The organism is Nocardia sp. NPDC005978 (assembly GCF_040614455.1).
GTDB lineage: Bacteria > Actinomycetota > Actinomycetes > Mycobacteriales > Mycobacteriaceae > Nocardia.
The window spans coordinates 48,460-70,597 of record NZ_JBEXUS010000004.1; the positions used below are offsets into that span (position 1 = coordinate 48,460).

General features: G+C 70.0%; 19 protein-coding genes. 4 read left to right on the plus strand and 15 right to left on the minus strand.

The annotated features are described in order from the left end of the window. Nucleotides 1-50: 50 nt before the first annotated feature. From ABZ319_RS02880 to ABZ319_RS02900, 5 genes are read right to left on the minus strand one after another with little or no spacing between them, the layout of a single operon-like run. Entirely contained in the window at nt 51-563 is a 513-nt protein-coding gene (locus ABZ319_RS02880; RefSeq protein WP_354984586.1) for a MarR family transcriptional regulator, read from the minus strand. Then, nucleotides 563-1,567, minus strand: coding sequence for an aminotransferase class I/II-fold pyridoxal phosphate-dependent enzyme (locus ABZ319_RS02885; RefSeq protein ID WP_354984587.1), 1,005 nt, complete (start codon nt 1,565-1,567; stop codon nt 563-565). The genes ABZ319_RS02880 and ABZ319_RS02885 overlap by 1 nt, the downstream gene beginning before the upstream one ends. Before the next feature lie 8 nt (nt 1,568-1,575). Next, a complete protein-coding gene (locus tag ABZ319_RS02890; protein WP_354984588.1) occupies nt 1,576-2,592 on the minus strand; it encodes a 3-oxoacyl-[acyl-carrier-protein] synthase III C-terminal domain-containing protein in 1,017 nt (338 codons plus the stop codon). Next, a complete protein-coding gene (locus tag ABZ319_RS02895) occupies nt 2,589-3,251 on the minus strand; it encodes an SRPBCC family protein (RefSeq protein WP_354984589.1) in 663 nt (220 codons plus the stop codon). The genes ABZ319_RS02890 and ABZ319_RS02895 overlap by 4 nt, the downstream gene beginning before the upstream one ends. After that, a complete protein-coding gene (locus ABZ319_RS02900) occupies nt 3,248-4,981 on the minus strand; it encodes a thiamine pyrophosphate-binding protein (protein WP_354984590.1) in 1,734 nt (577 codons plus the stop codon). Before ABZ319_RS02900 ends, ABZ319_RS02895 begins: the two co-directional genes overlap by 4 nt. A gap of 749 nt (nt 4,982-5,730) precedes the next feature. Between ABZ319_RS02900 and ABZ319_RS02905 the strand changes: the two genes are divergently transcribed. Beyond that, nucleotides 5,731-6,969, plus strand: coding sequence for an MFS transporter (locus ABZ319_RS02905; protein WP_354984591.1), 1,239 nt, complete (start codon nt 5,731-5,733; stop codon nt 6,967-6,969). A gap of 19 nt (nt 6,970-6,988) precedes the next feature. Here the strand turns inward: ABZ319_RS02905 and ABZ319_RS02910 are convergent, their stop codons facing one another. The 7 genes from ABZ319_RS02910 to ABZ319_RS02940 form a co-directional block, all read right to left on the minus strand. Next, nucleotides 6,989-8,194, minus strand: a complete 1,206-nt coding sequence (locus ABZ319_RS02910; protein ID WP_354984592.1) for a serine hydrolase domain-containing protein — start codon at nt 8,192-8,194, stop codon at nt 6,989-6,991. 34 nt (nt 8,195-8,228) lie between these two features. Beyond that, nucleotides 8,229-9,305 (minus strand): ferredoxin--NADP reductase, encoded by a 1,077-nt coding sequence (locus ABZ319_RS02915; protein ID WP_354984593.1) that lies wholly within the window; start codon nt 9,303-9,305, stop codon nt 8,229-8,231. Beyond that, nucleotides 9,302-10,231, minus strand: coding sequence for an SDR family NAD(P)-dependent oxidoreductase (locus ABZ319_RS02920; protein ID WP_354984594.1), 930 nt, complete (start codon nt 10,229-10,231; stop codon nt 9,302-9,304). Before ABZ319_RS02920 ends, ABZ319_RS02915 begins: the two co-directional genes overlap by 4 nt. A gap of 119 nt (nt 10,232-10,350) precedes the next feature. Next, the gene (locus ABZ319_RS02925) at nt 10,351-11,229 is read right to left on the minus strand and encodes a metal-dependent hydrolase (protein WP_354984595.1); all 879 of its coding nucleotides are present in this window, start codon (nt 11,227-11,229) and stop codon (nt 10,351-10,353) included. A gap of 30 nt (nt 11,230-11,259) precedes the next feature. After that, a complete protein-coding gene (locus tag ABZ319_RS02930; RefSeq protein WP_354984596.1) occupies nt 11,260-12,120 on the minus strand; it encodes a metal-dependent hydrolase in 861 nt (286 codons plus the stop codon). Nucleotides 12,121-12,245: 125 nt separating this feature from the next. After that, nucleotides 12,246-12,782, minus strand: a complete 537-nt coding sequence (locus ABZ319_RS02935; protein ID WP_354984597.1) for a helix-turn-helix domain-containing protein — start codon at nt 12,780-12,782, stop codon at nt 12,246-12,248. Nucleotides 12,783-12,894: 112 nt separating this feature from the next. Further along, nucleotides 12,895-14,643, minus strand: coding sequence for a GMC family oxidoreductase (locus ABZ319_RS02940; protein ID WP_354984598.1), 1,749 nt, complete (start codon nt 14,641-14,643; stop codon nt 12,895-12,897). A gap of 82 nt (nt 14,644-14,725) precedes the next feature. On the opposite strand from ABZ319_RS02940, the gene ABZ319_RS02945 reads away from it, so the two are divergent. Then, nucleotides 14,726-15,784: an AraC family transcriptional regulator gene (locus ABZ319_RS02945; RefSeq protein WP_354984599.1), complete on the plus strand. Its 1,059-nt coding sequence runs from the start codon at nt 14,726-14,728 to the stop codon at nt 15,782-15,784. A gap of 49 nt (nt 15,785-15,833) precedes the next feature. On the opposite strand, the gene ABZ319_RS02950 is transcribed toward ABZ319_RS02945, so the two are convergent. Continuing rightward, nucleotides 15,834-17,003 (minus strand): lipase family protein, encoded by a 1,170-nt coding sequence (locus ABZ319_RS02950; protein WP_354984600.1) that lies wholly within the window; start codon nt 17,001-17,003, stop codon nt 15,834-15,836. Between the two features lie 364 nt (nt 17,004-17,367). Between ABZ319_RS02950 and ABZ319_RS02955 the strand changes: the two genes are divergently transcribed. Next, complete coding sequence (locus tag ABZ319_RS02955) at nt 17,368-18,792, plus strand: MFS transporter (protein ID WP_354984601.1); 1,425 nt, start codon at nt 17,368-17,370, stop codon at nt 18,790-18,792. Nucleotides 18,793-18,885: 93 nt separating this feature from the next. On the opposite strand, the gene ABZ319_RS02960 is transcribed toward ABZ319_RS02955, so the two are convergent. Next, nucleotides 18,886-19,692 (minus strand): SAM-dependent methyltransferase, encoded by an 807-nt coding sequence (locus tag ABZ319_RS02960; protein WP_354984602.1) that lies wholly within the window; start codon nt 19,690-19,692, stop codon nt 18,886-18,888. Between the two features lie 131 nt (nt 19,693-19,823). Between ABZ319_RS02960 and ABZ319_RS02965 the strand changes: the two genes are divergently transcribed. Then, nucleotides 19,824-21,176 (plus strand): diguanylate cyclase, encoded by a 1,353-nt coding sequence (locus ABZ319_RS02965; protein WP_354984603.1) that lies wholly within the window; start codon nt 19,824-19,826, stop codon nt 21,174-21,176. Between the two features lie 13 nt (nt 21,177-21,189). On the opposite strand, the gene ABZ319_RS02970 is transcribed toward ABZ319_RS02965, so the two are convergent. Further along, complete coding sequence (locus ABZ319_RS02970; RefSeq protein WP_354984604.1) at nt 21,190-22,086, minus strand: DUF5995 family protein; 897 nt, start codon at nt 22,084-22,086, stop codon at nt 21,190-21,192. Between the last annotated feature and the right edge of the window lie 52 nt (nt 22,087-22,138).

Consider the following 22,138-nt stretch of genomic DNA (forward strand, 5'->3'; position numbering starts at 1 on the left):
ACACCGAGACGGGCACGTCGATGTGCCCGGGACCAGCGGCGAAAACCGATTCAGCGGCCGCGCGCGAGGCTCACCATGGCGTCCAGGCGCACCCCGAGGGCGTTGACCTGATCGCGCAGCGCCTCGATGTCCTCGAGATCGATGCCCACCGAATCCAGCACGGCGTGGATCATGCGCTGGGCCGGGAGCTGGAGTTCACGGCTGGCGGGGGTGGCGTGCAGCAGCACCGCGCGGCCGTCGCTCTCGCTGCGGCGGCTCTCCACCAGATCGCGCGACTGTAGTCGCTGGACCAGCGGAGAGACCGTGCCGTAGTCGAGGTGGACGTGCTCGCCGAGTTCCTTCATGGTGATGCCCGGTCGTTCCCAGAGGGTCAGCAGCACGAGGTACTGCGGATAGGTCAGGGTCATCTGATCCAGGAAGGGGCGGTAGGCGGCGGTCATGGACCGCGACGTGGAGTACAGCGCGAAGCACAGCTGTGCGCTCAGCGACAGCAGTGCGTAGTCGATCTCCTCGTCCGCTCCGGCCCGGTGCCCATCGGGTGCGGAAGACGGATTTTCTGGCATTACTGCACTGTACTGCGCACCGTGGAGAGCACCGCGTCGGTCGCCGAGCGGTCGCCGATGGTGATGCGCAGCCCGGTCGGGTAGCGCTTGACGTGGATGTCCGCCCCGGCGAGCGCGGTGCCCACCCGGTCGGTATCCGGCTCCGCCAGCGTGAGATAGGAGAAGTTGGCGTAGCTGTCGGGCACGGCCAGCCCGAGGTCGCGCAGGCCGGTGGTGAGCCGCCGGCGGTGCCCGCCGATCATCGCCACCCGCGCCTCGATCTCCGGTTCGGCCGCGTAGCAGGCGCGGACCGCGACCTCGGCGAGGGCGTTCATTCCGAAGGGCACCTGCCAGCGGGCGATGCGCCGGATGAGCACCGGCGCTCCGACGGCGTAGCCGACCCGCAGCGCCGCCAGCCCGTACGCCTTCGAAAAGGTGCGCAGGACCAGCAGATTCGGATACCGCTCGAGCAGCGACAGCACGTCGATGCGCGCGTCGGGACCGACGAAGTCGACGTACGCCTCGTCCAGCACGACGGTGACCGTCGCGGGAACGCGCTCGAGGAAGTAGTCGAATTCCCGCGGCGTGATGAGGGTTCCGGTCGGATTGTGCGGGCTGCACAGCACCACCAGCCGGGTGTCCGCGTCCACCGCGTCGGCGATGGCCTCCAGATCCTGTCTGCCGTCCGGGGTGAGCGGCACCGCCACCGGCCGCCCGCCCGCCATGGTCGTCAGGATCGGATAGCCGTCGAAGGTGGGGGTGGCCATGACCACTCCCGCTCCGGCGGAACCGAATTCCTGCACGATGTGCATGATCACCCCGGTCGCCCCCGCGCCGACCACGATGTGATCGGCGCGCACGCCCAGGTGGTCGGCGATCAGGCGGGGCAGGCGCCGGGGCAGGAACTCCGGGTAGCGATTGGCCGAGGCCAGGGCCCGGCCCAGGGCTTCGCGGACCGAAGACGGTGGGCCGTAGGGATTCTCGTTGAGCTGCAACTGGTGACCGGCCCGGGTGATCGATCCCATGGCCGACCTCAGCGCCCGCCCCAGCGCACCGCGGCCGCGGCCGCGAAGTCGCCCGCGTGTGCGAACCCGGCGAAGACCACCAGTGCGCCCGCGGGCACCCGGCCCTCGTCCACGGCCCGGTCGAAGGTCACCGGAATGCCCGCGGCGAAGAGGTTTCCGCACTCGTCGAACGTGTCGGGATGCCGCTCCGCCGGAAGTTGCAGCGCGTCACGCCAATTGCGCAGGAACGCGCGATTGGGCTGGTTGGTGACCAGCAGATCCAGTTCGGTGCTGGGGATTCCGAGCCGCCGGCACACGGCCTGGGTCACCTCCGGCACGATGCGATTGCCGCGGCCGAGCACCTTGGCGATCTTGGATTCGGTGAAGCCGACATGCATCTGGCCCGGCCCCGCCTCCCAGTAGCGGCGCGGCGGATCCGCGAGCACGGTCATCTGCCCCGCGAACTCGGGCAGGTGCCGGGTCTCGATGTCCAGGATCGGCGAGGCCCCGGACTTCACCAGCAGCCCCGCGCCCGCGCCGTCGCCGGGTATGGCGGCCTGCGGCTTCCCGCGGACCTGCTCCTGGGTGAATATCTGACCGGCCGAATTCTGCACGGTGACGATGAGCGCGGAGCGCGCGTCGGTGCTGATCAGCAGCTGCCGGGCGAGCTTCATGGCGTGCACGAAGGCCGCGCACCCGCCGTTGTGCAGATCGATGAGCCATTCGGGGTCGATGCCCAGGCGCGCGGCCACTTCACCGCCGTTGCCGACGATGCCGGTCTCGGGCAGCTGGGTGTGCACGATGAGAATGTCCACCTCGCGCAACACTTCCCGGCCCCGGCGGGCCAGGATGGGCGCGACCGCGCGCTCGGCCATGTCGGCCGGGGTCTCGCCCGGCGCGACGTGGCGCCGGAACTTGGGCGCTTTGAACATGAGGTTGCCGGTGACGTCCTGGGGATCGGCGTAGCGCGCGAAATAGTCCGCGGACACGACGTTCTCGGGCAGGTATCCGGCGATGTCGACGAGGCTGACGGTGTCGGTGCTCATGCGCGGTCCATCCATTCGGGCTTGATGGGCAGGCCGTTGGCGTGCCGGTGTTCGCAGATCGCTTTGAGATTGCGCAGTTCGAGCAGATGCCCGGCGGCGAAGAGGTGCCAGAAGTCGCCGACCCACACCGGACGGCCTTGCGGCGCGGTCTCGGGGTAGCCGTTCTCGTCGTAGAACGGATGGTGACAGTTGGTCCACAGCACCACCGAGCCCGGTTTACCGAGCACCAGCTGTGCGTCGACCACCCGCATGAGGTAGATCATCCACAGGTGTTCGCCCTGGTCCCAGGCGCAGTGATAGTCCACGGTGCGGGTCTCGCGGCTGGCAACGGTGCGGGTGTAGATGCGGGTGTGCGAGCCGATGCGGTCGTCGGACACCCAGAGGCCGGGTTCGGAGGTGCGCTCGAAACCCCGCATGCTGTAGGTCCATTCGCCCAGGCTGCGGGTGTCGGACAGGTAGTCGAAGACCTCGTCCGGCGGGGCGGCGATGTACTCGTTGACCGTGCAGTAGTCGCCGAAGATCTCGTCGTGCGGATACACCGCGCGGGTCATGTCCAGCACCATCGGCATGCCCTCCTTCACGCTGAGGGTCTCGATGCGATAGACGCCGGGCACGTCCAGATCCGGCGCCTGGGCGGCGGAGTCGGCGAGTTCGGTCATGGGGTGGGCTCCTTCAGGAAGGGGGCGAAGGGCGGCACTTCCGCCGCGTCGCAACGGAGTTCGATGAAGACCGGCCCGGTTTCGGCGGCCGCCTTGTCCAGCGCGTCCTCGAAGTCGGCGAGGGTGTGCGCGGTCCGGGCGGGCAGGTCGGGGAACATGGCGGCCACGCCCGCGCCGATCTCCGCGGGCCGGAATCTGTTGAAGGTGTAGTCCCCGGAGTAGTAGAGCTGCTCGCGGGTGGCGCACATGGCGTGCGCGTTGTTGTTGAAGACGATGAAGGTGACCGGCACGCGGTACTCCACGGCGGTGTGCAGTTCGTGCCCGTGCATGAAATACGAACCGTCCCCGGCGATCACGACGGTCCGGCGGCGCCGGCCGAGCGCGGAACCGATGCCCGCCCCGAAGGAGTAGCCCATGCCGCCCATGCCGAGGGCGATCAGGAAGCGGCCGCCGTCGGGGACCGGCAGGTGGTGCACCACGGCCGCCCCGGTGTTCCCGGCGTCGGCGACGATGTCGGAGCCGGGCTCCAGTCGCGCGGCGATGGCGGCCACGGCCTCGCGGTAGCGCACACCGCTTCCGGGGGCCGGGGGTACCGCGAGTTCGGGCAGCGACCCCGAATATAACGGGGCCGCAACGAATCCCGGCCGTGAGGCGCGGGCGGCGAGCTCCAGCAGGTGCGCCCGCGGCGGGCCGGGCAGGCGCAGCGCGTTCGTGACGAAGGGCGCGTCCACCCCGACGTGCAGCACCGCGGGGCAGGCCGCGAGCGCGTCGTCCAGCCCGGCGCGGGCGGTCATCGGCAGGGCCGCGCCCGCCAGCACCACCAGCCCCGCCCCGGCCACCAGCTCCGGCGCGTGCGGGTGCCCCATGACGCCGGTGAGCCCGGCGAAGCGCGGATGTTCGTTGGGGAAGGCGTCTTTGGCATCGGGGGTGAGCAGCACGACCGCGTCCAGGGCCACCGCCAGCGCGGCCAATTCGGCCCGGGCGTCGGCGCGGGCGATCTCGGGTCCGGCGATGACGACCGCGGGCCCCGAGGCCGCCGCCAGCAGTGCGACGGCCGCGTTCACCTGCGCTGTCCCCGGGCCCGCCGATGGCCGGGTCGCCGCCGGGTCGCGGTGATCGGTTCCGGCCGAGTCGTATTCAGCGCCGGCCACGGGAACGGCCGTGGCCGAGCCCGTTCCGGCGGGTCGCTGGAGCACGGGCGCGGCCTGAATGTCCTTGGGCAGCAGCAACGCCACCGGCCCGCCCGCCAGCGCGGCGGCGATGGCCCGGTCCAGCGCCGCGTGAATGTCCTGCGGGCGCGTCACTTTCACGCAGAGCCGGGTGACCGCGCCGAATATCCGCTCGGCGTCCAGCAATCCGGGCCCGCCGCCCGTGTCCTGGAACGCGCCGCGCCCCTGCTGGCCGATCGGCGGCTGCCCGACCAGGGCCAGCACCGGGACCCGTGAGTCGTACGACTCCGTCAGCGCGGCAAGCAGATTCATCGCGCCCCCGCCGGAGGTGGCGGCCACGACGCCGAGCCGGTTGGTGGCGCGGGCGTAGCCGTCCGCCATGGTCGCGGCCCCGAACTCGTGTTTGGCGACGATGCCGGTGAGACCGTCCGCGCGGGCCACCGCGTCGTAGACGTCCTCGATATTGGCCCCGCCGACGCCGAACAGGTGATCGGTGTGGGCGGCGAGCCGCGCCACGATCACATCCGCCACGGTGCCGGAAGCCCTCCTGCTATCGGACACGAAACCCCCCTTCGAATTACATTGTGGGCGATGCATCGGACACAATGTATCTCCGGCGAAACCTCCGGAACAACGTGTCACAAATCACAGAGTTGCTCGAAAAGCGCTGGTGGACAAGCGATTAGGAGCGGCAGACGCCGAGAGCGGCGGTGCCGTCGAACCTGATGTCCCCGCCGCGCATCGCCCGGCGGGGACCCCGATCCGGACGCGGCGACCGCCGGATCAGCTGGTGGGCCGCAACCGGTTCGCGATCAACTCATGTGGTTCAACGAGCCGGGCGGCGTGCGGGTTCAATCGACTCGGCGATCTCCCCGCGAGGGGACCTTAAAACCTGCGCCGTCTTCTGCCGATGTGCGCGAGAACAGTACGAGAGACTTTGTATTGGGCGCGTGCACATCGGCCGGGCGCGGACCCGGATACGGCCGCGAACAGCACACCACGGCGGAGCCCGGAACCGCTGGAATTCGCGTTCATGTGCCCCCGCGTTGCCCATTTCGCAACCGGCGACGGTCACACTCTAAAGGGCATATGTCCGTTCTCGGCAGGTACCTGTCCGGTGGGTCCGCACCGCCCGGGATGCCCCGCCGGGCGCGCGGGCTGCCCAAGATTTTGAGGGCACCCCGGGGACCGCACCGCTCATTACTATGTGCGGGTTCGGAAGGCATTGGCGTAGACGGCTATCCAGGAGGGTGCGTTCGTGCTGCTGATCGTGGCATCTCGCCACGCCTCGATTCGATGAAGGGGCTCCGATGCCACGCACGACCCGGATCACCGTCATGCTGCTCTTCGCGGCCTGGGTGGTCGATTACATCGACCGGACGGTCATCAACTTCGCGCTCCCCGCGATCGGTGACGAACTCGACCTCGATCACACCCAACTCGGTCTCCTGGTGTCGGTTTTCTTCCTGGCCTACGCGATCGCCCAGGTACCCGGCGGACTGCTGGCGGACCGCTACGGCTCGATCCGGATCGGCGTCATCGGCCTGCTCGCCTGGTCGGTCTTCACCGGCCTGACCGCCCTGGCCTGGTCCTTCTCCGCACTGCTCGCCATGCGGTTCCTGTTCGGGCTGGTGCAGGGCGTGTTCCCGGCCGCGGCGCTCAAGGCGCTGTCCGAGCGCACCCTGCCCGAGCAGCGCACCACGGCGTCGGGCTGGACCAATTCCTCCAACGCCGTGGGCATTCTGCTGGCCGCGGTGATCGCCGGGGTCATGCTGCCCACCCTGGGCTGGCGGGCGATGTTCGCGCTCATCTCGGTGCTCGGGGTCGGGGTGATCTTCGCGTGGCGGCGCTGGATGCCCGAGCCGCTCGCGCAGCAGGAGTCGCCGGTGACCGATCGCCCGCCGGCCGCGGACCGGCGGGCGGTGCTGTTCTCCCCCGCGCTGCTGGGCTTCGCGGCCATCTTCTTCGGCTACGACGTCCTGGTGTGGGGTGTCACGGCCTGGACGCCGACCTTCCTGCACGAGGGTCGTGGCGTCTCGATGACCCTGGTCGCGGTGGCCGCGGTGCCCTCGACCCTGGCCGCGGCGGCGGGCGTGGTGCTGGGCGCGCGCATGTCGGACCGCCTCGGCGGGCGGCCGCGCGTGATCGTGGTCCCGTCCATGGCGTTCACCGCCGTCATGCTGCTGATTCTGCCGCGCCTGGAATGGTTCCCGGCTTTCGTCGCGGCGGGCACCGTGATGAGCCTGGTGGCCGGGCTGGCCTTCATGCCCGCGTTCTCGGTGCCGTTGCGCGCGCTGCCGAGCGCCTACATGGGCGCGGCGTCGGGTGTGATCATCTTCGGCGGCCAGCTGGCGGGCGTGGTCAGCCCGCTGGCGTTCGGCATCGTCACCGACCATCTCTCCTACACCTCGGCGTTCGCCGTCATGATCATCGGCCCGGTGCTGGCGATCATCGCCGCGGCGCTGGTCCCGCAGACAGCCGACGAGTTCCGGGCGGCCGTCGCCGCCCGGAAACCGGTGGTCGCCCTCGCGAAGGAGCCGCTGTCCTGACCACGCTCCCGCGCCGAGGTCAGGCCGCGCGGACGGCCCCCGGCCCGGCATCGGCGACGCCCGCGGCGCGCGCGATGCTCGGCAGCACCAGCGACAGCAGGCTCATGTCCATCGGTAGGCGGAACATGTCCAGCCGGTTGTGGACGAAGCCGACCGACAGCCCGGACACTGGATCGGCCCAGCCGCCGGAGCCGCCCAGGCCCAGATGACCGAAGCCGCGGGGCGCGCCGAGCGTCGGCAGCGGGTGATAGCCCAACTGCCAGAAGGCGAGCCGGGACGGATCGGGATTGGTCCGCGTGTACCGGTCCAGACCGCGGGCGATCCGCGGACTCAGCAGCCGGACGCCCTCGAACTCGCCGCCGTTGGCGATGACGCCGTAGACGCGGGCGATCGCGTCCGCGCTGAAAACCCCGGTGGCGGCGCCGTTCTCGGAGTGCGACAGGGCGGGCGCGGGTCCGCGCAGCGCGTCCTGCGCCCCGGTGAAGTGCATCGTGTTCAGGATCGTGCCGACCAGCGGCAGGCGGATCACGGCGGCGGTGATCGGCCGCCCCAGGCCGGTGCCGGTGGCCGAGACCCCGGGTCCGACCAGTTCGGCGACCGGGGTGCCGTCGGCGGGTGCGCCCAGGTGCAGGCCCGAAAGGCCCAGCGGCTCGGCGAGTTCGGTGCGGAAGAGCTCGGCCATGCTCGATCCGGTGACCGCGCGGGCCAGCCCGCCGAGCAGCCAGCCGTAGGTGAGCGCGTGGTACACCGGCAGCCCGCGGGTCCAGTCCGGGGTGGCCGCGGCCAGGCGCTGTTCCATCAGCTCGTGATCCAGGACGTCGGCGGCGCCGTGCACGAGCGGACGCAGGTCCGAGAGCCCGGCGCGGTGCGCGAGCAGATCGCGCACGGTGATGGAATGCTTTCCGCCCACGCCGAATTCGGGCCAGTACTCCGCGACCGGGGTGTCGTAGTCGAGCAGGCCGCGATCGACCAGCCGATGGATGACCAGCGCCGTGACGCCCTTGGTGGTGGAGAAGGACAGCGCCGTGGTCTCGAATTCCCAGGGGACCGCACCCGCGTCGTCGGCGGTGCCGGTCCAGATCCGGACCACGGGTTCGCCCCGCAGATAGACCGAGAGCGCGCCGCCGGTGCGCAGGTAGCTGTCGAACAGGCGCGCGAAAACGCGTGCGGTTCCGGCGAACAGGGGATCGGCGGTACCGCGGATACCTTCGGGCAGAGTACTCATGGCTGGCAACCTCATTGTCGGGCCGGTGGGGCTTTTACTGATCGAAGGCGATGTGCAGGTCGTCGGATTCGGGGAGGGTCTGGCAGGCCAGGGTCAGGCCCATCGCGAGTTCCTCGTCGATGAGGGACTCGTTCACGAGCATGCGGGTCCGGCCCCGTGCGACGCGACATACGCAGGTGCCGCAGGCGGATTCGCGGCACACGTACGGTGCGTCGATGCCGTGGTCCAGGAGCACGTCCAGCAGCTTCTTGCCGCGTGGCCACGGCAGGGTGTGCGTCGCGCCGTCGATCTCGACGCGCACGGTGGCGTCGCCCGCCGCGCCCGCGACGCCCGGCGGGGCGGTGGGCGCGAGGGTTCCGGTCGCGATCGGCGACGCGGGTGTGGGCGGCTCGAACGGGTTGTCCGTCAGTGAGCGGTATTCCTCCTGGCGGATCACGCGCTCGGATACTCGCAATTGTGCCAGGCCACGCTTGGCGACCAGGGTGAATCCGGGCGGGCCACACAGGTATATGTCCCAAGTGCGATAGGGGCGCATCCAGGTCGCCAGGCCGGGCGCGGTCGGTGCGCCCCGCTCGGATTCGAGCCAGTGCAACACCGTCAACCTGCGCGGATAGCGCTGCACCAGCTGCTGGAGCCGGCGCGCGAAGATGATCGAGGCACGGTCCCGGTTCGCGTACACCAGGGTGATCTTTCCCCGGCCCCGGGCCAGCGCGGATTTGAGAATCGACATGACCGGGGTGATGCCGCTGCCCGCCGCACACAGCAGCAGATCCCGGTTCCAGGCACGCGGTGAGAAGTTCCCGGCCGGTTCCAGCACGGTGAGCAGGGATCCCGCGGTCACGTTGTCGCACAGCCAATTCGAGGCGTAGCCGAGCGGCGTCCGCTTGATCGTGACCGCGAGCCGGTCGTCGCAGTGCGGGCTGCTGGAGAGCGAGTAGCAGCGCGCCACCGATCCCGTGCGGGCGCTGGGTACCCGCACGGTGAGGAACTGCCCGGGTGTGTACTCGAACCGGCTGACGAGGCCGGCGGGGATCTCGAAGACCAGCGAGACCGCCTCCGCGGTCTCGCCGACGACCTCGTGCACCTCGAGCCGATGGGCGCGAGGATTCATTCGACCGCCCCGCCCCGCCCTCGGGTGACCACCGGCGGCGCGCCGAACCGTTCGAGCAGCCAGGCCCCGGCCGCCTCCATGCGCTCCACCGAGATCGGCTGTGCCATACGCCGATTCACCCCCGGCGCGACGCGTGCGACGACGTAGCCGAGCCAGGCTTCGGCACGCACCGGCACCACCGCGAGGTCGAACCGGATCGCCCGGACCACCGCGCGCGCCACCAGATCCGGGCTCATCGGCGAGAACGGCAGCCGGGCCGCGAGATCCTGTACCCGCCTGGCGATCTCCTTCCCGCGTTCGACCAGTTCCGGATCCACGCCGACGGTGACGGCGTGGTCGCCGATATTGGTGTTGATCACCCCCGGGCAGACGGCGCTGACCCCGACGCCCCGCGGCGCCAACTCCAGTCGCAGGCATTCGGTGAGCATCTTGACCCCGGCCTTGGAAACCGAGTACGCCGACATGACCGGGGTCGGGGTGAACGCGGCCGCCGAGGCGATGTTGACGATGTGCCCGCGCCTGCCCTGATCGATCATGAGCCGGCCGAAGGTGCGACAGCCGTGGACCACGCCCAGCAGGTTGACCCCGAGCTGACGCTCCCAGTCCCCCGGTTCCATGTCCAGGAATGCGCCGCTGACCAGGATTCCGGCATTGTTGACCAGAACGTCGGGCACCCCGTGGTCCGTGTGCACGTCGCGGGCGAAGGCGGCCCAGGCCCCGGGATCGGTCACATCCAACTGCAGCGCGACCGCCCGGTCCCCCCGGGCCCGGATCAGCGCGACCGTCGCGAGCGCGGCGTCCTTGTCGATGTCGGAGACGATGACCTGTGCGCCGTCGCGCGCGAAGCGCCGCGCCACCGCCCGGCCGATCCCGCTGCCCGCGCCGGTCACCACGACCAGGCGGGGGTCGATGTCGTTGAGTTTCACGAGAGCTCCTCGCCGGCGCCGATTCCGCCGAAACCGGCCCCGATCACGATGACCTCGTGATCGGGGCGGTCCCCGACCGGCGCACCCCTGCCGTCGTTCGTGGTGCTCATGGGCCGTCCTCAGCCGATGCGATCGAGCAGTTCGCCGTCGGCCCCGAACAGGGCGCGCCGCCAGTGTTCGAGCAGTTCGGTGCTGTCGATGTCGTCGGGGTGGAAGCCGGGCCGCATATACGGCCTGATCTCCTTCATGAGGCCCTTGACGATCGGACCGCGATACAGCCGAATCGACTGTCGCGCAACCCTGATCGGCCTCCAGCTGCGCGGATCACTGAGGATGGAGGCCAGGACGCCGAGCGAGACGACCGGAATGGTGGCGGCGTAGGTGCCCGCCATGAGAACGATGCGCACGGCCTCGGAACCACCGGTGGCGCGGTACACGTCGAAGGCGACCGATTTGTGTTCGAGTTCCTCGAAAGCGTGCCAGTTCAACAGCTTCCAGACCTCCGGATCGCCCGGAATGGACTGGATGGCCTCCTCGCCCAGGACTCGCACCGCCAGCGTCGAGGTGTAGTGCTCGGCAAGCGCGGTGAAGGCCAGGTGCACATGCCGCGGCACCAGGTTCTCGACGGCGATCACCGCGCGCTCGCGCAGCGCGCCCGGCGCGAAGGTGAACAGGCGCACGATGGGAAAGCCCATCTCGATGAGCTGGTCGTTCAGGGCCCGGTGCTGCTGCCCGTGCACCGCCTCCTGGCCGATGAACCCTGCCACACGCTTCTTGAGCACGGGGTCGGTGATCTCGCCGGAGAATTTGCGCACCGAGCGGATGAAGGACTCCTCGCCGGGCGGGAAGGCGCCGGACAGTACGGCGATGAGATGGGTGAGCGGAATGTCGTCCCGCACGAAATGGTGCGACATGGGTTCGGGCTGCCCGAACCGGAAACGCATGCGCCGGACCCTGGGGTAGGGGGTGAGGGACGTGGCGTCCTGACCGATCGTCATTGGCCGGTCCTTTCTCGATGGAATGTCTTGCTAGGTGAGGTGATCGACCAGGACGCCCTCGTCGCCGAACAGCTCGTGCTGCCAGTGCTCCAGCAGGGCCTCGGTGTCGATGTCGTCGGGATGGAAGCCGGGTCGCATGTACAGCGCGAGCTCGCCCATGAGGCCGCGGAAGATCGGGCCACGGAACAGCGAATATGCTTCGCGCGCAAGGTGAACCGGCCGGCGGCGGGCGACGGGGTCGCGGGCCAGGGAGACCGCGAGCGCGCCGTAGGTGAGTGGAATGGTGAGGCTGTACAGCACCGCCATCACCGCGATGCGGGTCTGTTCGGTGCCGCCGACAGCGCGAAAGACGTCGAAAGCCACCGACTTGTGCTCGAGTTCCTCGAAAGCGTGCCAGTTCAGCAGATTCCAGAACTCGGGGGAAGCCGGGATGTCCTGGATCTCACGGCTCGAGAGCACACGCTGGGCCAGGACCGCCGTGTAGTGCTCGGCCGCCGCGGTGGCGGCCAGGTGGACCAGCGGGGCCAGGCGTTCCTCGAGGCGGAGCGCGCGCTCGCGGGCGGCCTCGGTGTCGAGCCACCCTATGGGGTAACCCATTTCGACCAGTTTGTCGTTGAGCCTGCGGTGTTCCCGGCCGTGCATGGCCTCCTGCCCGACGAAGCCGGTGACGCGCTTCTTCAGCCGGGGGTCAGTGACCCGGCCGGCCACCCGCCGGACCGAGCGGATGAAGGATTCCTCGCCGGGCGGGAAGCTGCCGGACAGACCCGCGACGAAATGGCTGAACACCATGTCGCCGTCGACGAAGTACCTGTCGTTCGAATCGTGTTGCTCGAAGCGGAATCTGATCCGGCGAGCTTTGGGATAGGTGCCACTGGGAGGCGCACTTGTCATCTCGACCATCCTTGGTGCAACACCGAGTACCTGGTACCGAGTGTTCGATGTCACCCCAGTGTAGAACTGTCCCAGACACTAGACAAGGGTTGTCTGCCCGGGCGCCGATCGCGCCGCCCGCGCGATCAGCTCACGAATCGCTCGACCATGCGGCGCTCGCTGGCGGCGTCCGGCAGCGGCCACGCCAGCAGCGACAGCACCACCCGCACGATCCATTGCGCCACTTCGTCATCGGGCGCGATGCCGGTGAGCATGGTTGCCATCCGGCCCAACTCGGGCGAGGTGGCGAACACCTCGTCACTGCCACCTGTCCGGTCCGCGAACCAGCGGGCGAGCGCCGGATCGGTGCGCACCGCGGTGACCGAGACCAGGATCGCCTCGACGATGCGCCGCGAACCCTCGTAGCGCTTGACCGTAGCCGCCACCCGCTCGACCACGGCGGTGGCCGAATTGGCCATGACCGCGTCGATGAGCGCGGGCTTGCCGTGGAAGTGGCGGTAGAGCGTTGCCCGCGAGCAGCCGGCCGCCGCGGCCACGTCGTCCATACCCACCTGATCGAAGCCCCGCGCCAGGAACAGCTCACCCGCGACGCGCGCTATGCGCTCACCGGCTATCGACCGGCGCACCCCGCCCGCGAGCCAATCCACGCGCTGCTCGACCACATCGCCTCCTCGGAATAGACGCTCGCTCCGGTCCCATCCTCACCACGGCGACGCGGTTCGTCCAGGGTTTGCGCGGAGTTCCGCGCGACCCTGCGGCGCGGCCCCGCCCGCGCTATGCCCGCGGTTGGAGTTCGCCGTCCGCATCGGCCGGCGCCGGGGTTCCGGGGCCGACCGGGGTGATCGAGAGCCGCAGCGCGGCGGGCGCGGTGGGCGGTACCACCGGCGATCGGGGCGCGATCGGAGCGAGGCGGCGGTACTGCTCGGCGGGAGCCGGGCGGGGATCGGGCTCGTTCCGGTTGGGCCACAGCGAGATCGCGCGTTCGGCCTGGGCGGTGATGGTGAGCGAGGGATTAACCCCCAGGTTGGCCGAAATGGTGGAGCCGTCGATCACGTGCAGGCCCGGATGCCCGTAGAGCCGGTGGTAGGGGTCCACCACGCCGGTTCCGGGCGCGTCCCCGATCGGGCAGCCACCCAGAAAATGGCCGGTCATGGGGATGTTGAAGACGCTGCTGGTGATCGAGGCCGTGGGAAAGCCGTCGATCTTCTCCGCCACCCGGCGGGCCACGTCGTGACCGGCCGGGACCCAGGTGGGATTGGGCGTGCCCTCCCCCTGCCTGGTGGTCATCCGGCGGCCGAACAGTCCGCGTCTGGTGTAGGTGGTGATGGAGTTGTCCGCCGACTGCATGACCAGCAGGCCGATCATCTCCTCGGACCAGCGCCGCGGGGTGTGCATCCGCACCAGATCCTTTCGGCGGCGGCTCAATTCGCGCAGCCAGGCGCCCACGCGCGGCGGATCGCCGCTCACCATTGCGGTGGTCATCAGGGCCAGCGCGTTGCTGCCCTTGCCGTAGCGCACCGGTTCCACGTGGGTGTCGCCGTCGGGATGGATGGAGGAGGTGATGGCCACCCCCTTGGTGAAGTCCGAGTCCCTGTTTCGCGATCGAATCGACAGCAGCTCTTCGGAATTGGTTCGCGACAGATAGCCGAGCCGCGACGAGATCCCGGGCAGTGAGCCGCGATCGCGCAGTCGGTGCAACAGCCGCTGCGTGCCCAGCGAGGCCGCGGCGAAGATGACCTGTTCCGCGCTGAAACTCGTGCGCTGCCTGCGGATCTTGCGACCCGTGCGCACCGTCTCGACGGTGTAGCCGCCATCGGGCAGCGGGCGCACATCGGTGACCGTGGTGAGCGGATGCACCGTGGCACCGGCCTTTTCGGCCAGGTACAGATAGTTCTTGACCAGGGTGTTCTTGGCATTGTGGCGGCAGCCGGTCATGCACTCGCCGCAGTGGGTGCAGGCGCGGCGGTCCGGGCCGACGCCACCGAAGAACGGGTCCGGGACGTCGTCACCGGGGCGGCGGCCGGGACCGCCGAAGAAGACCCCCACCGGCGTGCTGCGGAAGGTGTCGCCGATGCCCATGTCGTCGGCGACCTCGCGCAGCACGCGGTCGGTCGCGGTGGTCGCCGGGTTCGTCGTCACCCCCAGCATGCGTTTGGCCTGGTCGTAGTGCGGCGCGAGTTCGGACTTCCAGTCCGTGATGTGCCCCCACTGCGGGTCGGCGTAGAACTTGTCCGGCGGCTCGTAGAGCGTGTTGGCGTACACCAGCGAGCCGCCGCCGACCCCGGCCCCGCTCATGATGAACGTGTCGTTCAGCAGGGTCAGGCGCTGAATCCCGAAGCAGCCCAGGGCCGGAGCCCACAGGAAGCGGCGGGCACGCCAGGACGTCTCGGCGAACTCGTGGTCCGCGAACCGGCGGCCCGCCTCCAGGACGCCGACCCGGTAGCCCTTCTCGGTCAGCCGCAGGGCGCTCACGCTGCCGCCGAAACCCGAGCCGATGACGATGACGTCGTAGTCGAATCGCATGCGCTCAACGCTACGACCTGCACCGATGCGGTCGACAAAGAGCGGTGGCCAAAGAATCCATAGTTTCGGCCATAATCGGGGTATGAGTACCGTCGAAGAGCCGGAAGTCCGGACCTGGAACTTCCCGCGCGGGACGGCCAGCGTCGCGGTCATGGTCGAATTCGCCGCCGAGCACGGGGTCGCGGCCGAGACCATCCTGGCCGGCACCGGCGTCGGCGCGCGCGAGCTCACCGACGCGGACGCACAGATCCCCGCGGAGGCCGAACTGGCGGTGGTGCGCAACCTGACCCGGGAACTCGCGGACGTGCCCGCACTCGGGGTGGAGGTGGGACTGCGGTACCGCATCAGCACCTTCGGCATGTTCGGCTACGCCTGCGTGACCAGTCCGACACTGCGCGAAGCGATTTCGCTGGCGCTGCGGTACTACCGGCTCGGCTTCGCCTTCTGCACCCCGATCGTGGAGACCCGCCCGCGCGAGGTGATCACCTGGATTCACCACGACACCATTCCCGCCGACGTGCAGCGGTTCCTGGTGGAGCGCGACGTCGTGGCCATGCACCGGGTCATGAGCGATCTACTCGGGGCCCGGGTGAACTTCACCAGCGCCGAATTCGCCTATCCGGCAACGGATCAGGATCGTCGACTGAACACGCTGTTCGGTGTACCACCGCGCTTCGACCGCCCGCACACCATCTTCGGCATCGATCCGGATCTGCTCGAACAACCGCTCCCCCAGGCCAATCAGCCCACCTGGGCGCTGTGCGTGGCGCAGTGCCGCGATCTGCTGCATCGGCGCAGCGCGCGCACCGGCATCGCCGCCGAGGTGCGCGATCGGCTGCTGCCGGGCGCGGGAGCCACCGGATTCAGCGCCGCGCCCACCCTCGAAGCGGTGGCCCGCGACCTCAACCTCAGCCCGCGCACGCTGCGCAGGCATCTGGTTGCCGCGGGCACCAGCTATCGCGCACTGCTGGACGAGGTCCGCCAGGCGCTGGCCGAGGAGATGCTCACCGCCACACCGCTTTCGGTGGACGACATCGCCATCCGGCTGGGGTACGCGGAGGCGACGCCGTTCATCCACGCGTTCAAGCGCTGGACCGGCACGACACCCGCCGCCTACCGCCGCGCCCACCGCCGGATGTGATCGGCCGGGGCGCACCCGGTATCGGCGGGGCGACGCACCCCCGCGAGTCTCACGCCCCGCGCGGCAGCGCCACCGCTCGCGCGTCCGCGAACCGCTCGGCCAGGAAGCGCATCGCGGGACCCGCGAAAGCGAAGGCCCCGGTGAGGTGTTCACGCTTGTTCATCGACAGCATGGTGACGTCCACCCCGAGCGCGCGCCACGATTCGGCCAGGGCCACGGCCTGCGGGTAGGGGATGATCTGCTCGGCGGTGCCGCCCGCGACCAGGACGGGCGCGGCGGGCGCGAGGGCGCCGAGTTTGTTCTCCAGCAGCCGCGCCCTGACCTCGGGTACCTCGAACGGGGGGCGATAGCAGTAGGTCGACACCTTGGTCGGGATGATCGAGCCCAGGCCGATGCCGGCGACCGCCGCCGGGACCGCGTGCGTGCGACGCAGAATCGCCGCCAGCAGCCGGCCCTGCGGCTTGAGGTGCTGCAGCACATCGAGTTCGGGGTACGCGGCGTCCAGCCCGAGCACGCCGTAGAACAGGAGGAAGGCGTACGGGGTGTCGTCCAGGAACTTGATCATGTCTTCCAGGTCGGCCGGCGCCGAGCCGACCGCGCCCGCCGTCACCTCGAGTTCGGGCGCGTAGGACGGCTGCAACTGCAGCGCCCACCCGGCGGCGCAACCGCCCTCGGAGTATCCGTAGATCCCGAGCGGGCCGTCCGGGGACAGCCCGGCGGCGGGCAGCCGGCGCGCGGCGCGCACCGAGTCCAGTACCGCGGGACCGAGATGACGGCCCATGACGTACGGGTGCGTTCCCGGATTGCCGAGCCCGGGGTAGTCGGTGATGGCCAGGGCCCAGCCGCGGCGCAGCGCGGCGGTGATGAAGAGCGACTCGTATTCGAGTCCGAGCCGGAACTGCCAGGACGCGGCCGACACGGTGTCGGCCAGGCCCTGGGTACCGACGGCGTAGGCGATGAGCGGGCGCTCGCCGGGGCCGCGCCACGGCGCGCGCGGCACCAGCACGGTTCCGGTCACCTCGAGGAGCGCGCCGTCGGCGGCGGTGGAGGTGTAGCCGATACGCCAGGCGCGCGCGGGCAGCCGCAGACCGGGCAGCAGCCGGGCCGTCATCGGCTCCGCGGACAGCAGCCGGCCCGGGCCGAGCCCGCCGTATGCCGCGCCGGAACCCTCGGCACCGACCGCCGCCTCATCGAAGCGGTTGGTGTTCGCAGTCATCATTGCCTGCCCTTCTCGCACAAACACTCTCTATGCAGTTGTCGCACAATCGAATCCGAACGTTAACAACTGTCCGGGACAGCACGGCATGTCGCCACGATACCGAAAAACCGCAGTTCCGACAGGCGATGCGGCCCCGACTCCCACTCGCTGGGACAAATCACAAACATTCACAGGTCAGTTTGTCGGCGACCCAGGGTCCGCGCGCGGGATAGAAGGTCAGTCGACTATTTTATACCCCCTAGGGGTATGAAATGAATCACGCGGCGACCCGCTTCCCGAAGATACCCCCCATGGGTATACATGGACCAGCTGAATCTCCCTGCGGCACACCGACGGTGAGCCGCGCACCGGAAGGAGTGCATCCATGTCCACCCCCACCCAGGCCCCGCCGTCCGCGCGAGGGTGGGCCGCCCTGGCCCTGATCGCCCTGGCCCAGTTCATGGTCATCATGGACACCTCGATCATCGGCGTGGCCCTGCCGAAGATGCAGACCGAACTCGGCTTCTCCCAGGAGAATCTGTCCTGGGTCTTCAACGCCTACGTCGTCGTTTTCGGCGGCCTGTTGCTGCTCGGCGGCAAGCTGTCGGACATCCTGGGCGCCCGGCGCGTCTTCCAAACCGGCTGGGCGGTGCTCGGCGCGGGCTCGCTCGTCGCCGGTCTGGCGAGTTCGGCCACCGTCGAACTCCTCGGGCGCGGGGTGCAGGGCGTGGGCGCCGCGCTCATCGCGCCCTCGGCGCTGACGCTGCTCATGATGTTGTTCGGCGGCAATCCCGGCGAGCTCACCAGGGCCTTCGCGATCTACGGCGCGGCCGCACCGGCCGGCGGAACCGCGGGGGTGTTCCTGGGCGGTCTCATCACCGAGTACGCCTCGTGGCCCTGGGTCTTCTACATCAACATCCCGATCGCCCTGCTCGCGCTGCTGGCCGCGCCCGCCCTGCTGCCCGCGGGCGCGCTCGCCCCGCACGGCACGGTGGACCTGCTCGGCGCGGCGACCGCCACCCTCGGCCTCGGCGCGGCCGTGTTCGCCATAGTCCGTGCGCCCGAGGCGGGTTGGCTCGCCGGATCCACCTGGGGAGTCCTGGCACTGGCGGCCGCCCTGCTGACCGCGTTCGTGGTGCTGCAGCGCCGCCGGCGCGACCCGCTGATGCCGCTGTCGATCTTCCGTTCCCCGAACCTGGGCGCGGCCAACCTCGCCCAGGTGCTGCTGGGCGCGGCTTGGGTGCCGATGTGGTTCTTCCTGAACCTCTACCTGCAGCAGGTGCTCGGGTACTCGGCCTTCCCGTCGGGCGCGGCGCTGCTGCCGATGACCGCGCTCATCATGGTCGGCATGATCGCGCTGTCCCCGAAGCTGTTCGCGCGCTTCGGCGCTCGGACCATGATCGTGACGGGATTGCTCGTCCTGACCGCAGGACTGCTCTGGCTCTCGTTCGTGCGCCCCGACGGCTCGTTCTGGATCGACGTCCTGCCGGGCTCGCTCATCGCCGCGCTCGGCATGTCCCTGGCCTTCGTACCGTCGCTGCAGACCGCGATCTCGGCCGCGCCGCCGCAGGAGGGCGGGCTGGCCTCGGGCATCGTGAACACCGGTTACCAGATCGGCTCGGCGCTGGGCCTGGCCGCGGTCACCGCCGTCGCCGCGGCGGCGGGCGCGGAACGCCTCGACGACAAGGCGGCGCTCACCGACGGTTTCGCCGCCGCCTTCACCGGCGCGGCCGCGATCGCCGCGCTCGCGGCCCTGGTCGCCGTGGCGACCTTCCGCCGCACCGGCCGGACGGCGGAGGTGAACGCCTGAGTACTGCACCCGGTTCTCGCCCGTCCGCCTCGCGTGGGCGGGCGAAAACCGTAAGGGCCCTTGACGAAAACCCGGTCCGCGCGGACCGCGGCGTCAGTTCTTGTGCGCCAGCGCGCCGTACGCGCCGGAGCTCTCCGGGTGCTCGCCGACATCGGCCGGATCCTCCGGCCGCCACAGCGGCAGATGGACCAGGCCCGGATCGACCAGGGTCCAGTCGTTGAAGTACGCGGCGATCTCGTCGCGGGTGCGCAGGCTGATCTCGGTGTTGGTGCGGCCGGAAAGCTTCTGCGCCTCCAGCACTTCCGCGGGCTGACCGTCGGCGGTGGCGTGGGTGATCGCCAGGTAGCTGCCGGGTGCGCACAGGTCCTGCAGCCGCTCGACCGCACCAGCGGGATCGCCGTCATCGGGCACGAAATGCAGTACGCCCAAGAGCAATACGGCCACCGGCCGATCGAAATCGATGAGTTCGGCGACCAGCGGATCGGACACGATGGTCTCGGGCCGGGCCACGTCGCCGTGGATCACGCCCGCGAGCTTGTTGTCGTAGAGGATGGCCTGGCTGTGCGCGACCGCCACCGGGTCGATGTCCACGTAAACCACACGGGCCTGCGGGTTTCGGGCCTGAGCGACCTCGTGCACGTTGCCGACGGTGGGAATGCCCGAGCCCAGATCCAGGAACTGGTCGATGCCCTTGTCCGTGAGGTAGCGGACGCAGCGGCGCAACAGATCTCGGTTCGCGCGCATGGTTTCCGCGACGTTGGGCGTGAACAGCTCTATCTGGCGGGCCAATTCGCGATCGATCTCGAAATTGTGCATTCCGCCGACGAAGTAGTCGTACACGCGCGAGGCGCTGGGGCGATCCAAATCGATGCCCTCGGGAGCCCAACTCGGTCTGGTCATCGTTCCGCTACCCCTCTTCGCACTCGGCACTCGCCGCGCAAACCAATCGTGAAGCGCCGCAATGGTATCCCAAGTCGGGCGACAGGGGCGGGGTTCGCCGGCACCGACCGGTCGGGCTACCATCGTCCCTCATGGCGTCGGATCCCGGGGGTGGGCCGGAGCAGGGTGGCCCGCACGCCGGCTTGGTCGATCAGTGGGTAGCCGCGCTCGACAGCGGAGCCCGCGACCATGTCGTGCCCATGAGCCGGGACGAAGCCGGCGCGTTGCTGACCCGGTTGGCCGAGCGGGTGGACACCGCCGCGCGCGGGGGCGCTTCCGCCCGGCAGGTGGCCGAGCTCGGCGCCGAACTGGCGCGGGCGCACTTCGTCGGGGACGAGGTGCTGGGGCGCACCATCACGGTGCTCGCCGACTGGTTCGAGCAGGACGGGGGCATCGCGCCCGACCGCGCGGCCGCCGTGCTGGGCGCCTTCACCACCGGCTACGTCCGCGCCTTCCGAGCCTGGCTGCTGGCGGAACAGGAGAGCGTGCGCGTCGCCGAGATCACCGCGCGGATGCGGATGCAGGAACAGTTGCGGGCCAGCGAGGCTCGCTTCCGCGCGGTGTTCGCTCAGGCCGGAATCGGCACCGGGCTCTCGGATATGACCGGCCGCATCATCGAGGTGAACGCCGCCTTCGCCACCATGCTCGGCTACACCCCGGCCGAGATGTGCGCGCTCGAGGTCACCGACCTGACCCACCCCGACGACGATCCGGCCATGTGGCCGCTGTACGCCGCGGTGCTGTCCGGCGAGGTCGACAATGTGCAGTTGGAGAAGGCGTATCCGCACCGCGACGGGCGCACGGTGTGGACGAATATCAACGTCTCGCTGATTCGCAGCGAACACGGCGAGCCGCAGTACACGCTCATCCTGGTGGAGGACATCTCCGAGCGCCGGGCGCTACGCGAGCGACTGCACTACCGGGCCCACCACGATCAGCTGACCGGCCTGGCCAATCGCTCCCGCTTCTTCGACGCGCTCACCGCCGCCTTCACCGACCCCGACCGCCGGGTCGGGCTCTGCTACGTCGATCTCGATCACTTCAAATCCGTGAACGACACCTTCGGCCACGCGGTGGGCGACGAATTGCTGGTCGAGGCCGCGAACCGGCTCGACGCCTGCGTCACCGGACCGGGACGGCTGGTGGCACGCATGGGCGGGGACGAATTCGTCATCCTGGTACCGGATTCCAGCGGCGACGTCGACGCGGTGTCGCACGAGGTGCGCCGCGCCTTCACCAGGCCCTTCGAGGTGAACGGGCACCGGCTCACCGTCACCGCCAGCGTGGGCGTGGCCGAGGAGTACGCCGCGCACACCACCGCCGACGATCTGCTGCAGGCCGCGGACTACAGCATGTACTGGGCCAAGTCGGCCGGGCGCGGACCGCGGGCGCACGGGCCGCCCGGACCCCGGTTCCACGGCGCCCGCTCACACCCCGAGCCCTGAGCCGGGGGCCGGATCAGAGCGCGTGAATCTGCGCCAGCACCCCGAAGGCCACGTCCGCGGCGTCGGACAGCGCGCGGATCTCCACCGCGGCGGGCTCGCGCAGGGCCGGATCCCGCAGGGCCAGGCCGTTTCCGAAGATCACCACGTTCGCACCCAGGTCGGCGGCGATCAAGAGCTGCTTCGTGGCCACGCCCTTGCCCACCAGCAGGTCCAGGCCCTCGCCGACGAAATAGAACCGCCACAGCGGGCCCAGGTCCGCGCCGTAGACCGCCTTGGTCCGGTCCACGATCACGTCGCCCGCGGCGGCGATGCTCGCGACGATCTCGAAATAGTCCGGCGCGTCGTCGATCTCGGTGTTCACCGCGGCGACCGAATAGGCCAGATCCACCGCCAGGTGCGCGTTGTAGCCCGCCATGGCCACCTGCGCGCCGGACATCTCGCAGCGCGTGGCCTGCGCGAAGTAGCGCGCCCAGTGCCATTCCACCGGGCCGCCGGTGAATTCGCCGTGCAGATTGTCCAGGTAGCGGCTGAGCAACTCCAGGCTGATGGCGTGCGCGTAGTCGCGGTCCCGGAACGCGGCCGGATCGCGCTGCAGCGGCATGACCGCCACCTGCTCGACCCCGTCCAGCCCGATGCCGAAGAGCCCGCGCCGATCCCCGTGCGCGCTGAGAATCTCGGTGATCTCGTGATGGTTCGCGACCGCGGTCTCGAGCCGGGTCAGCGCGTCGCCGGACAGCGCGGCGGTGTCCGAGAGCGCGGCGACGCGATCGAGTTCGGCCTCGGACAGCGGGGTGCCGCAGACCGCGGCGGCCACGGCGGGGCTCGGCCGCGCACTCGCGGGTTGCGCCACACCGGTGACGGTCAGGGCGGTCGTGACCAGCAGGAGCCCGATTCGGGCGGAAGTCCACACGGCCGAAAAGTGTACGGACCGGCTCGGAAATCACCAGTTCGCGCGCCGGGGA

Bases quoted from the DNA above. Each gene is read 5' to 3' on its own strand.
- ABZ319_RS02880 (WP_354984586.1), bottom strand. From the start codon at position 563: ATGCCAGAAAATCCGTCTTCCGCACCCGATGGGCACCGGGCCGGAGCG.
- ABZ319_RS02895 (WP_354984589.1), bottom strand. From the start codon at position 3,251: ATGACCGAACTCGCCGACTCCGCCGCCCAGGCGCCGGATCTGGACGTG.
- ABZ319_RS02930 (WP_354984596.1), bottom strand. From the start codon at position 12,120: ATGACAAGTGCGCCTCCCAGTGGCACCTATCCCAAAGCTCGCCGGATC.
- ABZ319_RS02925 (WP_354984595.1), bottom strand. From the start codon at position 11,229: ATGACGATCGGTCAGGACGCCACGTCCCTCACCCCCTACCCCAGGGTC.
- ABZ319_RS02950 (WP_354984600.1), bottom strand. From the start codon at position 17,003: ATGATGACTGCGAACACCAACCGCTTCGATGAGGCGGCGGTCGGTGCC.
- ABZ319_RS02910 (WP_354984592.1), bottom strand. From the start codon at position 8,194: ATGAGTACTCTGCCCGAAGGTATCCGCGGTACCGCCGATCCCCTGTTC.
- ABZ319_RS02940 (WP_354984598.1), bottom strand. From the start codon at position 14,643: ATGCGATTCGACTACGACGTCATCGTCATCGGCTCGGGTTTCGGCGGC.
- ABZ319_RS02905 (WP_354984591.1), top strand. From the start codon at position 5,731: ATGCCACGCACGACCCGGATCACCGTCATGCTGCTCTTCGCGGCCTGG.
- ABZ319_RS02960 (WP_354984602.1), bottom strand. From the start codon at position 19,692: ATGACCAGACCGAGTTGGGCTCCCGAGGGCATCGATTTGGATCGCCCC.
- ABZ319_RS02955 (WP_354984601.1), top strand. From the start codon at position 17,368: ATGTCCACCCCCACCCAGGCCCCGCCGTCCGCGCGAGGGTGGGCCGCC.
- ABZ319_RS02945 (WP_354984599.1), top strand. From the start codon at position 14,726: ATGAGTACCGTCGAAGAGCCGGAAGTCCGGACCTGGAACTTCCCGCGC.
- ABZ319_RS02965 (WP_354984603.1), top strand. From the start codon at position 19,824: ATGGCGTCGGATCCCGGGGGTGGGCCGGAGCAGGGTGGCCCGCACGCC.
- ABZ319_RS02915 (WP_354984593.1), bottom strand. From the start codon at position 9,305: ATGAATCCTCGCGCCCATCGGCTCGAGGTGCACGAGGTCGTCGGCGAG.
- ABZ319_RS02890 (WP_354984588.1), bottom strand. From the start codon at position 2,592: ATGAGCACCGACACCGTCAGCCTCGTCGACATCGCCGGATACCTGCCC.
- ABZ319_RS02885 (WP_354984587.1), bottom strand. From the start codon at position 1,567: ATGGGATCGATCACCCGGGCCGGTCACCAGTTGCAGCTCAACGAGAAT.